At 63.5% G+C, this 12,619-nt stretch carries 12 protein-coding genes; 3 read left to right on the top strand and 9 right to left on the bottom strand.

The window, feature by feature from the left end:
- Nucleotides 1–53: 53 nt before the first annotated feature.
- From msrQ to RAM80_RS21465, 6 genes are all read right to left on the bottom strand, one after another.
- Nucleotides 54–650 (bottom strand): protein-methionine-sulfoxide reductase heme-binding subunit MsrQ, encoded by a 597-nt coding sequence (msrQ, locus tag RAM80_RS21490; protein WP_416422442.1) that lies wholly within the window; start codon nucleotides 648–650, stop codon nucleotides 54–56.
- Entirely contained in the window at nucleotides 650–1,663 is a 1,014-nt protein-coding gene (gene msrP, locus RAM80_RS21485; protein ID WP_416422441.1) for a protein-methionine-sulfoxide reductase catalytic subunit MsrP, read from the bottom strand. The genes msrQ and msrP overlap by 1 nt, the downstream gene beginning before the upstream one ends.
- 50 nt (nucleotides 1,664–1,713) lie before the next feature.
- Complete coding sequence (gene pssA, locus RAM80_RS21480) at nucleotides 1,714–2,568, bottom strand: CDP-diacylglycerol--serine O-phosphatidyltransferase (protein ID WP_416422440.1); 855 nt, start codon at nucleotides 2,566–2,568, stop codon at nucleotides 1,714–1,716.
- Nucleotides 2,569–2,714: 146 nt separating this feature from the next.
- Complete coding sequence (ilvC, locus tag RAM80_RS21475; protein WP_416422439.1) at nucleotides 2,715–3,731, bottom strand: ketol-acid reductoisomerase; 1,017 nt, start codon at nucleotides 3,729–3,731, stop codon at nucleotides 2,715–2,717.
- Between the two features lie 85 nt (nucleotides 3,732–3,816).
- On the bottom strand, nucleotides 3,817–4,308 hold the full coding sequence (ilvN, locus tag RAM80_RS21470; RefSeq protein ID WP_416422438.1) for an acetolactate synthase small subunit: 492 nt from the start codon (nucleotides 4,306–4,308) through the stop codon (nucleotides 3,817–3,819).
- Nucleotides 4,309–4,310: 2 nt separating this feature from the next.
- A complete protein-coding gene (locus tag RAM80_RS21465) occupies nucleotides 4,311–6,035 on the bottom strand; it encodes an acetolactate synthase 3 large subunit (protein ID WP_416422437.1) in 1,725 nt (574 codons plus the stop codon).
- A gap of 401 nt (nucleotides 6,036–6,436) precedes the next feature.
- On the opposite strand from RAM80_RS21465, the gene RAM80_RS21460 reads away from it, so the two are divergent.
- Nucleotides 6,437–6,871, top strand: a complete 435-nt coding sequence (locus tag RAM80_RS21460) for a DUF4124 domain-containing protein (protein ID WP_416422436.1) — start codon at nucleotides 6,437–6,439, stop codon at nucleotides 6,869–6,871.
- Between the two features lie 76 nt (nucleotides 6,872–6,947).
- On the opposite strand, the gene RAM80_RS21455 is transcribed toward RAM80_RS21460, so the two are convergent.
- From RAM80_RS21455 to mrcB, 3 genes are read right to left on the bottom strand one after another with little or no spacing between them, the layout of a single operon-like run.
- Nucleotides 6,948–7,277: a YqcC family protein gene (locus tag RAM80_RS21455; protein ID WP_416422435.1), complete on the bottom strand. Its 330-nt coding sequence runs from the start codon at nucleotides 7,275–7,277 to the stop codon at nucleotides 6,948–6,950.
- A gap of 2 nt (nucleotides 7,278–7,279) precedes the next feature.
- Nucleotides 7,280–8,026 (bottom strand): hypothetical protein, encoded by a 747-nt coding sequence (locus RAM80_RS21450; RefSeq protein ID WP_416422434.1) that lies wholly within the window; start codon nucleotides 8,024–8,026, stop codon nucleotides 7,280–7,282.
- 30 nt (nucleotides 8,027–8,056) lie between these two features.
- On the bottom strand, nucleotides 8,057–10,375 hold the full coding sequence (gene mrcB / locus RAM80_RS21445) for a penicillin-binding protein 1B (RefSeq protein WP_416422433.1): 2,319 nt from the start codon (nucleotides 10,373–10,375) through the stop codon (nucleotides 8,057–8,059).
- A gap of 140 nt (nucleotides 10,376–10,515) precedes the next feature.
- Between mrcB and RAM80_RS21440 the strand changes: the two genes are divergently transcribed.
- Both RAM80_RS21440 and RAM80_RS21435 read left to right on the top strand, forming a co-directional pair.
- A complete protein-coding gene (locus tag RAM80_RS21440; protein WP_416422432.1) occupies nucleotides 10,516–12,072 on the top strand; it encodes an AAA family ATPase in 1,557 nt (518 codons plus the stop codon).
- Nucleotides 12,073–12,242: 170 nt separating this feature from the next.
- Nucleotides 12,243–12,584 (top strand): pentapeptide repeat-containing protein, encoded by a 342-nt coding sequence (locus RAM80_RS21435; RefSeq protein ID WP_416422431.1) that lies wholly within the window; start codon nucleotides 12,243–12,245, stop codon nucleotides 12,582–12,584.
- Nucleotides 12,585–12,619: the final 35 nt, after the last annotated feature.

Here is a 12,619-nt window from a genome sequence, read left to right as displayed (position 1 = left end):
CGTGCCATGGCCTGTCAGAAAGGCGTTGCCGGCCTTTGGTGCTTGGCGATGGATCAGCGGCGACCGAGGCGGGGTATGTGCGACGCCACCGCTGGGAAACGCAATAGCATCAACAACGCCCCCACCACCGCGTACACCGCCCACTCCTTCAGATCCGCGCGCACCACCCACAGGAAATGCAGCAGCCCCAAACCCAGCACTACATAAGCCAGCCGGTGCAGGACCTTCCAGCGCCGGCCCAGGCGGCGCTGGCTGAAGCGGTTGGAAGTGACGGCCATCAGCAGCAGGCAAACAAACCCCAATGCGCCGACGATGATGTATGGCCGTTTGCGCAGCTCCACGCCAAGTTGCCCCCAGTCCAGGCCAAGGACGAAGAACAGGTAGGCTGCCAGGTGCATTACCACGTAGGCGAAGCACCACAGCCCCAACTGCCGCCGCACGCTGATCCAGCCCGGCCACCCCGTCAGCTTCTGCAGCGGGGTCATGGCCAGGGTCACCATCAACAGCACCAGGGTACCCAACCCCAGGCGATCCACCAGCACCTTGCCCGGGTCCGGACCCAGGGCAAAGATCCACGCCTGGTACACCCACCAGAACGGCCACACACCAGCCAGCAGAAACACACTCAACCGCCACCACAGATAACGCATCAATAGTTCTTCCGCAGATCCATACCACTATAAAGAGAAGCCACCTCCTCCCCATAGCCATTGAACATCAGGGTATCGCGCACGTTCGGGCTGAACAGCCCGCTGGGCAGGCGGCGCTCGCGCGCCTGGGTCCAGCGTGGGTGGTCGACCGTGGGGTTTACGTTGGCGAAGAAGCCGTACTCGTCCGGCGCGATGTTCTGCCAGGTGGTTTGCGGCTGCTCTTCCACCAGGCTGATGCGCACGATGGACTTCACCCCCTTGAACCCGTACTTCCACGGCACTACCAGGCGCAGCGGCGCGCCGTTCTGGTTGGGCAGTTGCTGGCCGTACATGCCGACCGCCAGCAGGGTCAGCGGGTTCATCGCCTCGTCCAGCCGCAGCCCTTCTATATAAGGCCACTGGATCAGGGCAAAGTCCGAGCGCATGCCGGGCATGACCTTGGGGTCTTGCAGGGTCTCGAATCGGATGTACTTGGCCTTGGAGGTGGGCTGTACCTGCTTGAGCAGGTCGGCCAGCGGGAAACCCAGCCAGGGAATGACCATGGACCAGGCCTCCACGCAGCGCATGCGGTAGATGCGCTCCTGCAGCTGGTACGGCTTGATGAAGTCTTCCAGGGCGTAGCGCCCCGGCTTGCCCACCTCGCCATCGACGACCACCGTCCACGGTTCGGTCTTCATGCCGCTGGCATTGGCCGCCGGGTCGCCCTTGTCGGCACCGAACTCGTAGTAGTTGTTGTAGCTGCTGGCGTCCTTGAACGGCGTGATGGCCTCCCCCGCCACGGTCATGGCTTGCCACTGGGTGGCGGCGAGCTTGTCCTTGAACCAGGCAGGTGCGCCATCTGCAGCGGCGCCGGCGTAACGCGAGGGCTCGGCAGCAGCGGCCAGGCGCGGCAAGCCCGCAGCCGCCAATGCAGCCATGGAACCGCCCAGCAGGGCGCGACGGGAGAAGTAGATCGAGGCAGGCGTGACCTCGGACTCTTGGCAGTCCGAGGCTTTGGGGAACTTGATCAGCATGGCGACTCCGTAACCTGGTCGTTAGCGACAGGCTACGGAGTATGCCGCGATCAGGCCGGCTTGTGCCGACTCTTGCGTAACAGATATTGAATCGGGCCGGACGCTGCGTAGCAGAGGAAGATCAGCAGCAGGATGCGCGGCGGGTCGCTGAACACCACGGCGAACACCAGCACCACGGCCAGGATAGCCACGAACGGCACGCGGCCCTTGAGGTCCAGCTCCTTGAAGCTGTTGTACTTGATGTTGCTGACCATCAGCATGCCTGCGGCCGCTACCAGCAGCGCCACCAGGAACGACAGCTTGGAGCCCTGGATGCCGTAGTCGCTGAACGCCCACACGGTACCGGCCACGACGCCGGCTGCAGCCGGGCTGGCCAGGCCGATGAAGTAGCGTTTGTCAGCCTTGCCGACCTGGGTGTTGAAGCGCGCCAGGCGCAGTGCGGCACCGGCTACATAGATAAAGGCGACCATCCAGCCGACCTTGCCCATGTCGCCCAGCGCCCAGCCGAAGGCCAGCAACGCCGGCGCCAGGCCGAAGGCAACCATGTCCGACAGCGAGTCGTACTCGGCACCGAACGCGCTCTGGGTGTTGGTCATGCGTGCCACGCGGCCGTCCAGGCCATCGAGGACCATGGCGACGAAAATGGCAATGGCGGCAAAGGAGAAGTACTTCGCGGCATCGGCGGAATTGCCGGCGCTCAGTGCACTTTGCGCGCTGATGGAATTGATGATCGAGTAGAACCCGGCAAACAGGTTTGCCGTGGTAAACAGGTTGGGCAGCAGATAGATGCCGCGGTGCCGGACTTTACGCCCTTCTGCGTCATGCCCTTCTTCGACATGTTCATCGATCGGCAGCAGGCTTTCGGCGTCAGAGGCCGTGTGCGGCTCTTCGGGACGTTCGCTCATGGACAGTACCTTGCAACGGTGTGGAAAGTTTCGACAGACGTCTGCGGCCAGGGTTCGACCGCAAACGTTGCAGCTTTATACCAGAACCTGACCACCATAACGAAAAAACGCGGCCGAAGCCGCGTTTTCATCGCCACGAACTTGTATCAGTTCTTGGTTTTGTCGACGATTTTGTTCGCCGAGATCCAAGGCATCATCGAGCGCAGTTGCTCGCCGATGACTTCGATGCCGTGGGCGGCGTTGTTGCGACGCTTGGCGGTCATCGAAGGGTAGTTGGTAGCGCCTTCGCTGATGAACATCTTGGCGTATTCGCCGTCCTGGATGCGCTTCAGGGCGTTGCGCATGGCCTGGCGGGATTCGGCGTTGATGACTTCAGGGCCGGTCACGTACTCGCCGTATTCGGCGTTGTTGGAGATCGAGTAGTTCATGTTGGCGATACCGCCTTCGTACATGAGGTCAACGATCAGCTTCAGTTCGTGCAGGCACTCGAAGTAGGCCATTTCTGGCGCGTAGCCCGCTTCAACCAGGGTTTCGAAACCGGCTTTCACCAGCTCGACGGTACCACCGCACAGTACGGCTTGTTCGCCGAACAGGTCGGTTTCGGTCTCGTCCTTGAAGGTGGTTTCGATGATGCCGGTACGGCCGCCGCCGACGCCCGAAGCGTACGACAGGGCGACGTTCTTGGCGTTGCCCGAAGCGTCCTGGTAGATAGCGATCAGGTCAGGGATACCGCCGCCCTTGACGAACTCGGAACGTACGGTGTGGCCCGGGGCCTTTGGCGCGATCATGATCACGTCCAGGTCAGCGCGTGGCACGACCTGGTTGTAGTGGATCGAGAAGCCGTGGGAGAAGGCCAGGGTAGCGCCTTGCTTGATGTTCGGCTCGATTTCGTTCTTGTACAGGGCGCCCTGGAATTCGTCCGGGGTCAGGATCATGACCAGGTCGGCAGCGGCGACGGCGGTAGCCACGTCGGCAACTTTCAGACCGTGGGCTTCAGCCTTGGCAACAGTGGCCGAGCCTTTGCGCAGACCGACAGTGACGTCAACACCGGAGTCTTTCAGGTTGCACGCTTGAGCGTGGCCCTGGGAGCCGTAACCGATGATGGCAACTTTCTTGCCCTGGATGATGGACAGGTCGCAGTCTTTGTCGTAGAAAACTTTCATGAAATTACCCCTGTTATCTTGGCCGGTGGCCATACGCTAATTTGGTTGAGGGTGGCGGGCTGTCCCGCCACCTTTACTGCCTTGTTCAGATGCTCAGCACTTTATCGCCACGTGCGATGCCGGTGACGCCGCTACGCACGGTCTCCAGGATCGAGGCGGTGCCGATGGCCTGGATGAAGCTGTCGAGCTTATCGCTGGTCCCGGCCAGTTGTACGGTGTAGACACTGCTGGTTACATCAACGATCTGCCCGCGGAAGATGTCCGTGGTGCGCTTGATCTCGGCGCGCTGGGCGCCGGTAGCCTTGACCTTGACCAGCATCAACTCACGTTCGATGTGCGCGCTTTCCGACAGGTCGACCAGCTTGACCACTTCGATCAGTTTGTTGAGGTTCTTGGTGATCTGCTCGATCACTTCATCGTGGCCGACAGTGGTCAACGTCAGGCGCGACAGGGTCGGGTCTTCGGTGGGCGCCACGGTCAGGCTTTCGATGTTGTAGTTGCGTTGCGAGAACAGCCCGACCACACGCGACAGCGCACCCGGTTCGTTTTCCAACAGCAGGGAAATAATGTGCCGCATGATTAGGTACGCTCCGTCTTGCTCAGCCACATATCGCGCATCGAACCGTCTTTGATCTGCATCGGGTAGACGTGCTCGGTGACGTCGACCTGGATGTCCAGGAACACCAGGCGGTCCTTCATGGCGAAGGCTTTTTCCATCATCGGCTTCAGATCTTTCAGATCGGTGATGCGCATGCCGACGTGGCCGTAGGCCTCGACCAGCTTGACGAAATCAGGCAGCGATTCCACGTACGAGTGCGAGTGACGGCCACCGTAGCTCATGTCCTGCCACTGGCGAACCATGCCCAGCACGCCGTTGTTCAGCAGGATGATCTTCACCGGCAGGTCGTACTGCAGGCAGGTGGACAGCTCCTGGATGTTCATCTGGATGCTGCCTTCACCGGTCACGCAGGCCACGTGCGCATCGGGGAAGCTCATCTGCACGCCCATGGCGGCAGGCAGGCCGAAGCCCATGGTGCCCAGGCCACCGGAGTTGATCCAGCGGTTGGGCTTGTTGAACTTGTAGTACTGCGCCGCGAACATCTGGTGCTGGCCCACGTCCGAGCTGACGTAGGCGTCGCCGCCGGTCACTTCGCACAGGGTCTCGATCACGGTCTGTGGCTTGATCAGGCTGCCGTCGCCCTTGTTGTAGGGGAACAGGCCTTTGTCGCCGCGCCACTCGTCAACCTGCTTCCACCAGCTGGCCACCGCTTCCTTGTTCGGGGTTTCGCCGATTTCCTTCAGGGTGGCGACCATCTCGGTCAGCACGCTGTCCACTGGACCCACGATTGGCACATCGGCCTTGATGGTCTTGGAGATGGACGCCGGGTCGATGTCGATGTGGATGATCTTGGCGTTCGGGCAGAATTTGCTCGCGCCGTTGATCACACGGTCATCGAAACGCGCGCCCACGGCCAGGATCACGTCGGCGTGGTGCATGGCCAGGTTGGCGGTGTAGCTGCCGTGCATGCCCAGCATGCCGACGAACTGACGGTCCATGCCCGGGTAGGCGCCAAGGCCCATCAGGGTGTTGGTCACCGGCAGGTTCAGCAGCTGCGCCAGCTCGGTCAGTTGCGCCGAGCCACCGCCCAGGATCACGCCACCGCCGGCGTACATCACCGGACGCTTGGCGGCCAGGAGCATTTCCACGGCCTTGCGGATCTGACCGGAGTGGCCACGGACGGCCGGGCTGTAGGAACGCAGCTTGGCCTTTTTCGGGTAGACGTATTCGAACTTTTCCGCCGGGTTGGTCATGTCTTTCGGGATGTCGACAACGACAGGCCCCGGGCGACCGGACTGCGCCAGGTAGAAGGCTTTTTTCATGACTTCGGGGATTTCGGACGCGTGCTTGATCATGAAGCTGTGCTTCACGATAGGCCGGGAAATACCGATCATGTCGGTTTCCTGGAACGCGTCGGTACCCACCAGGGTGGAAGCAACCTGGCCGGACAGCACCACCATGGGGATCGAGTCCATGTAGGCAGTGGCGATACCGGTGATGGCATTGGTCGCGCCCGGGCCGGAGGTCACCAGTACCACGCCGGCCTTGCCGGTGGCACGGGCGTAGCCGTCAGCCATATGGGTCGCGGCCTGCTCGTGACGAACCAGGATGTGTTCCACTTCCGGCTCTTTGAACAGGGCATCGTATACATGCAGGAGAGCACCACCAGGGTACCCGTAGATGTGCTTAACGCCTTCGTCACGCAAAAAGCGGACGACCATCTCAGCGCCAGATAAAAGCTCCACGTTGTTCACCTCTAAAACGCCAGAATACCGCTCCATGGGAACGGGTCTTAATAGGTTTACTGCCAGCAGAGCATGAGCGACGGTGGTCGCCGACGTACGTCAGCACTGACTGAGCAAGTATTGGGACTTCCCCAAAGTGTTGCGGGGGTTTCCCACCCAGCGCGAGGTAACGCGTTGCGGGTGTTGCGGGTCGGCGCGGGTGTGCGCCTCATGATCTGCTGGGAAGGTCTGCTTCTGGCAGTCCCTCTACAGCGGACTTCCGATTGTTGTGATTCGCGAGGCGCAAGTCAAGCTATCTGTTGCAATTTAATGCGTGCCAATTTTTTCACCAGATGCAGAAAACATTTGCTCAGAAGCGTCTCAGGTAGTTTCATGATTGCGTTAATGGTCAAGGAATTAGCATGCGAGCGATCCTCATCCCTGCAATTGCGCTGCTGTTGGCAAGCCCGTTCGGCCACGCCGCGCAGATCTACAAATGGGTCGACAGCCAGGGCGTCACCCACTTCGACGCCCAGCCGCCCGCGGGCCAGAACAGTACCGAGGTGGACACCGCCAAGCCGGTGGTGGCGCCGCCCCCTGCCCCGGTAAAAGCGCCGGATGCTGCCCAGGGCAAAGCCGCCCAGCGCACCATCAATCAGCAGGTGCAGCAGCAGGTGGTGGACCAGGAAGAGCAGATAGCGAAGTTTTGCGACACCAGCCGCAACAATTTGGCGCAGCTGCAGAACAACCCGCGGGTGCGCCAGGAAATGGGCGGCGAGTTGCGCAAGCTGACGGAGGAAGAGCGCCAGGCGAAGATTGCGCTGACGCAGAAGCAGATCGAGGAAAACTGCCAATAACCCGTAGCAGCGGCCACAGGCCGCGTCAGGGCGCACCAAGGTGCCCAAGACGCGGCCTGCGGCCGCTGCTACGGGGTCAGCTGTGCTGGGTGATCAGTTCGTCGAACTGGTGCAGCAGCACGCGGATGCCGCGGCTTTTTTCGGCCTGGTCGGCGTAGACCATCTCGGCCATGGCCAGGATGCCCGAGGCGTTGGGCAGCGGCAGATCGTGCTCGAGGATCTGCTTCATGCGCGGCAGGAAGATCCACTGCAGCCACTGGGAAAAGTCCAGCGTATCGACGCTGAACGGCTCCTGGCTGGCCAGCTGCTCGGCGCTGGGTTCAGCCTCGCTCCACCAGCCCTGCACCCGCAGTTCGCGTTCGATCAGCAGCAGATGGTCGGCGATCTGCGGAAAACGTGCGTCCATCATCAACCTCCGGAAGCTTTCTGGCGGGCCTGGGCGGCGCCGGCGCTGTCACCCTGCTTCTCGCGAGCCTGGGCAATGGTGTTCCACAGGCTGGCCTGCAGGTCGGGGCGGCCGTTGGCGTAGGTCAGGGCACGGCGGGCCAGTTGCTCGGCCTGGGGCGCGTCACCCTGGGACAGGCGCACTTGGGCCAGGCGGTACAGCACCTGCGGCTCGCGCGGGGCAATGCGCTGGGCACGCTCCAGGCTCGACGAGGCACCGTTGAGGTCGCCGCCGCCCTGTTGCTGCTGGGCGGTGGTCAGCAGCGCCAGCACCGGGCCATCAAGCTGCTCGTCGGCAGACAGGCCGCCACTGCTGCGGGTGTTGCTGGGGATACCGGTAGGCGCGTTGCTGGTCGACGGCATGCTGTAGTTGCTGGTGACCGGCGCGCTGTTGTACGGCTGCTGGGCCGCGGCTGGCGGCGGCGTGTAGGCACCCGGGGTGATCGGCCCGGTGCTGATCGGCGCGCTTTGTGGCGCGGCGAAGGTCATGGGCGCGGAGCTGCCTTGGGGCATTACCACCACACCGGAGTCTTCCGACACCGCCTGCGGCGCCTGGCGCTGCACCGCGGCATAGCCACGGTTGGCCGACACGCGCTCGCTGTTGGACACGGCAGTGCCGGAGTCCACCACCGGAATCGACCCTTGGGGCACGCTGGCGCAACCGTTGAGCAGCGCCAGTGCCGTTACAGCAGGAAACCACCACTTGTTCACTTCGATTCCTCTTTGCCTGGCAACGTCAATTTAGTTCAACCAGCCCTTGACCCAATCCATCACGGAATCGGCCGGGGCCTGGCTGCCACAGGCAGGGCCTGCAGCGGGTTCGCTACCACGAATATACGGCATCTGCACCGCACCCGGGCAGTTGGCGTCGGAGCCCTGGCCGGTGTGCGGGTCGATCCAGGCCTGCACCACGTTGTCCGGCATCGGCGTGTCCAGCGGCAGCGGGTCAGCCTTCTTCATGAAGCTGGTCCACACCTGCAGGGCGCCGGTGGCACCGGTGAACGGGGTCTTGCCGTTGTCGTCGCGGCCGATCCACACCACCGCCAGCACGTCCTGGCTGAAGCCGGCGAACCAGCTGTCACGCGAGTCGTTGCTGGTGCCGGTCTTGCCCGCCAGGTTCAGCGAACTTGGCAGCACGTTGTACACCGAACGGCCGGTACCTTCGCGCATCACGCGCTGCATGGCGTTCTGGATCAGGTAGATGGAGCCCGGGTCGAAGCGCTGCTGCACCTGGAACGGGTAACGCTTGAGCGGCTGGCCGTCAGACGTCAGCACGCTGCGAATGCCGCGCATCGGCGTGTTGAAGCCACCATTGGCGATGGTCTGGTACATGGTGGCCACCTGAATCGGCGACATGCCACCGGCGCCCAGCAGCATCGACGGGTAGGTCGGCCAGTCCACGTCCACGCCCAGGCGCGAAATGGTCTTGAACACGTTGGGCACGCCCAGGTCCAGGCCCAGGCGCGCCGTGGACAGGTTCAAGGAATGCGCCAGGCCCTGGTACAGGAAGATGGTGCCGTTGGAGTTGCCTTCATAGTTCTTCGGCCGCCAGATCTGCCCATCGGCGCCCTTGACCTCGAACGGCTCATCCTTCACCCAACTGGTGAGGGTGTACTGGCTGGGCTTTTCCAGGGCGGTCAGGTAGATGGACGGCTTGACCAGCGAGCCGATCGGCCGCACCGCGTCCAGCGCGCGGTTGAAGCCGGCGAAACCTGGCGCGCGGCTGCCCACCAGGGCCTGCACTTCGCCGCTTTCCGGGTTGGTGACCACCATGGCGGCTTCCACGTCATCCACGCCCTTGCGGTTGCCCAGGCGCTTGAAGGTGTCGGTCACCGAGGCCTCGGCCTTCTGCTGCAGGATCGGGTCGAAGCTGGTGAAGATGCGCAGGCCTTCCTCGGTCAAGTCTTCGTCGCGGTAGTCTTCACGCAACTGGCGCTTGACCAGGTCCAGGAAGCCGGGGAACGAGCTGTCCGCCAGGCTGCCCTGCTTGCTCACGCCCAGCGGCATCTTCTTCGCCGCGTCCACCTGCGCCTGGGTCGCCACGCCCTGCTGGGCCAGCAGGTCCAGCACCAGGTTGCGGCGCTCCAGCGCGCGGTCCGGGTAACGGCGCGGGTTGTAGTAGGACGGCCCCTTGACCATGCCCACCAGCAACGCCACCTGGTGCAGCTTGAGCTCCGACAGCGGCTGGCTGAAGAAGAACTGGCTGGCCAGGCCGAAGCCGTGTACCGCACGCTGGCCGTCCTGGCCGATGAACACCTCATTGAGGTACGCCTCGAGGATCTCCTGCTTGCTGTAGTGGATCTCCAGCAGCACCGCCATCATCGCTTCGGTGAGCTTGCGGCTCAGGCTGCGTTCGTTGGTGAGGTAGAAGTTCTTCACTAGCTGCTGGGTCAGAGTACTGCCGCCCTGGCGCATCTGCCCGGCGGAGGTGTTGACCCAGATGGCGCGGGCGATGGACTTGGGCGACACACCGAAGTGGTGATAGAAGTCGCGGTCTTCCACGGTCACCAGGGTGTCGAGCAGGTACGGCGGCACCTGGTCGAGCTTGATCAGGATGCGATCTTCGAGGTTCTTGGGGTACAGGCCGCCAATCAGCAGCGGTTCCAGGCGTACCACCGGCAGCTTGGGGTTGGTGCTGCTGCTCAGCTCGGCCACGTAGTCGCCGTTGAAGCGCACCTGCACCGGCTGGGCCTTCTCCAGGCCTTCATAGAACTGGAAGCCGCGGGTGTTGAGGTTCACCGTGGTGCCCTTGACCACGGCGGTGCCCGGCCCGTCCAGCACGGTGGTGCGACGGTAGCCCAGGGCATCGAGCTCGGTGAGGAAGTCGGCCTCGGCCAGTTTCTGCCCGACGAACAGCTCCAGCGGCCGGGCGTAGACCTTGGCCGGGATGGTCCAGCGCTTGCCGGAGAATTTCTCCTGCACGATGGCATCCAGGTAGACAGCAAAGCCTATCAGGATGACCAGGCCTACCAGGCCCAGCTTCAGGGTCCAGCCGAGCCAGGCCGGAAGGCCGCGCTTGACAGGTTTTTTAGGGGTGCGGGGGGATCGGGATCGAGTCATGGCGGCGGATTATACGCACTTTATCCCGGCTGGGCAGGCGTCCCCGGTGAACGACGACCAGCGTCCATGAAAGGTTTGCACAGCCCCCGGCACCGGCCATAATGCCCGCCTCGAATTCTTTGACAGTTGAAGGACCGCCCGTGAGCCAAGCCCTTATCGCCGCCCTGCAGAACCCGGCCCTTTACCCCCATCCGGTCGAGGCCTTCCAGGTCATCGAGACGCACATCTCCTGGGTGGTGCTGACCGGTCCCTACGTCTATAAGGTCAAGAAGCCGATGAACTTCGGTTTCCTCGACTTCTCCACCCTGGCCTCGCGCGAGCACTTCTGCCAGGAAGAGCTGCGCCTGAACCAGCGCCTGACCGACGGCCTGTACCTGCAGGTGCTGCCAATCACCGGTAGCGCCGAAGCCCCGGTGCTGGGCGGCGAAGGCCCGGCCATCGAGTACGCCCTGCAGATGCGCCAGTTCCCGCAAAGCGACCTGCTCAGCACCCTGCAGGCCAATGGCGAGCTGACCACCGCGCACATCGACTCCATGGCCAGCCAGATCGCTGACTTCCACCAGGCCGCCCCGGTGGTGGCCGCCGCGCACGAGGCCGGCACCCCTGCCGCGGTGATGGCCCCGGTGGAGCAGAACTTCGAGCAGATCCGCCCGTTCCTGAAGGACGCCGCCGACCTGCAGCAACTGGACGCCCTGCAAGCCTGGGCCCAGGCCAGCTTCGCGCGCCTGCAGCCGCTGCTGCTGGAACGCAAGGCCGAAGGCTTCATCCGCGAATGCCACGGTGACATCCACCTGGGCAACGCCACCCTGATCGACGGCAAGGTGGTGATCTTCGACTGCATCGAGTTCAACGAACCGTTCCGCTTCACCGACGTCTACGCCGACATCGGCTTCCTGGCCATGGACCTGGAAGACCGTGGCTTGAAGTGCCTGGCCCGTCGTTTCATCAGCCAGTACCTGGAGCTGACCGGCGACTACCGTGGCCTGGAACTGCTGAACTTCTACAAGGCCTACCGCGCCCTGGTGCGCGCCAAGGTCGCGCTGTTCGGCCTGACCCCGGAATCGGACGCGGTGCAACGCGCCACCACCTTCAAGCAATACCGCAAGTACGCCAACCTGGCGGAAAGCTACAGCGCCATCCCGTCGCGCTTCCTGGCCATCACCAGCGGCGTCTCCGCCGTGGGCAAGAGCCACGTGGCCATGCGCATGGTCGAAGCGCTGGGCGCCATCCGCCTGCGGTCGGACGTGGAGCGCAAGCGCCTGTTCGGCGAGCAGCAGGGCGACAACCAGCTGCAGACCGGCATCTATAGTGAAGACGCCAGCGTGGCCACCTACCAGCGCCTGCACAGCCTGGCCGACAGCATCCTGCGCGCCGGCTTCCCGGCCGTGATCGACGCCACCTACCTCAAGCAGGCCCAGCGCCAGCTGGCGGCCCAGGTGGCCGAGACCACCGGCGTGCCGTTCCTGATCCTCGACTGCAACGCCCCGATGCCGGTGATCGAAGCCTGGCTGGCCCAGCGCCAGGCCGAGCAGAACGACCCGTCGGACGCCACCCTGCAGGTGCTGCACGCCCAGCAGGCCAGCCGCGAGCCGCTGACCGCCGAGGAACTGGCGCTGAGCAAGCGCGTGGAAACCAACGAGGGCGACAGCCTGGACAAGCTGGTCGAGCAGATTCGCCAGCGTTTGCCGGGGCTGTAATTGCGCCGTCGCCGTGACGCGGCCTTCGGCCGCTGCTACAGGGGTCTGTAGCAGCGGCCGCAGGCCGCGTCCGGCGCCACGTTATTTTCTCCAGCCGTGAAGCAGTCGACACTCACGGCCAAAGAATAGTGGCATTATAATGGCGTCAATAATTCCAACAGGAAGACGCCATGGGCCAGCCCAAGCAGCTCGACTCGCACCTCTATGCCCTCGTGCACCACGAAAACGTTCGTGGTTTCAATGAACAGCGCCCCGCCGACCGGGTGGACTTTCGTGGCGGCGACTTCCGCGGCCTCGACCTGCGCGAGCTCGACACCCATGACATCGACTTCACCGACGCCTACTTCCGCACCGCCGACCTGCGCGGCCTGGACCTGCGCGACACCTGCATGGAAGGCGCCAGCCTGGCCCACGCGCAAATCTCCGGGGCCTACTTCCCGGCAGAACTGTCGGCCGACGAGATCCTGATGTCGGTGAATTTCGGCACTCGCCTGCGTTACCGCACCCGCTGACCGCCCATCCGGCGCAGGACGCGCCCCTGCCCCTG

The sequence above is a fragment of the Pseudomonas sp. App30 genome (assembly GCF_047947025.1).
Taxonomy (GTDB): Bacteria; Pseudomonadota; Gammaproteobacteria; order Pseudomonadales; family Pseudomonadaceae; genus Aquipseudomonas.
The sequence above is the reverse complement of the archived record's forward strand: the minus strand, read 5'-3'. Positions and strand labels throughout refer to the sequence as shown.

Excerpts from the sequence above, each read along its gene's own strand:
- msrQ (WP_416422442.1), bottom strand. The coding sequence starts at position 650 with ATGCGTTATCTGTGGTGGCGGTTGAGTGTGTTTCTGCTGGCTGGTGTG.
- msrP (WP_416422441.1), bottom strand. The coding sequence starts at position 1,663 with ATGCTGATCAAGTTCCCCAAAGCCTCGGACTGCCAAGAGTCCGAGGTC.
- pssA (WP_416422440.1), bottom strand. The coding sequence starts at position 2,568 with ATGAGCGAACGTCCCGAAGAGCCGCACACGGCCTCTGACGCCGAAAGC.
- ilvC (WP_416422439.1), bottom strand. The coding sequence starts at position 3,731 with ATGAAAGTTTTCTACGACAAAGACTGCGACCTGTCCATCATCCAGGGC.
- ilvN (WP_416422438.1), bottom strand. The coding sequence starts at position 4,308 with ATGCGGCACATTATTTCCCTGCTGTTGGAAAACGAACCGGGTGCGCTG.
- RAM80_RS21460 (WP_416422436.1), top strand. The coding sequence starts at position 6,437 with ATGCGAGCGATCCTCATCCCTGCAATTGCGCTGCTGTTGGCAAGCCCG.
- RAM80_RS21455 (WP_416422435.1), bottom strand. The coding sequence starts at position 7,277 with ATGGACGCACGTTTTCCGCAGATCGCCGACCATCTGCTGCTGATCGAA.
- mrcB (WP_416422433.1), bottom strand. The coding sequence starts at position 10,375 with ATGACTCGATCCCGATCCCCCCGCACCCCTAAAAAACCTGTCAAGCGC.
- RAM80_RS21435 (WP_416422431.1), top strand. The coding sequence starts at position 12,243 with ATGGGCCAGCCCAAGCAGCTCGACTCGCACCTCTATGCCCTCGTGCAC.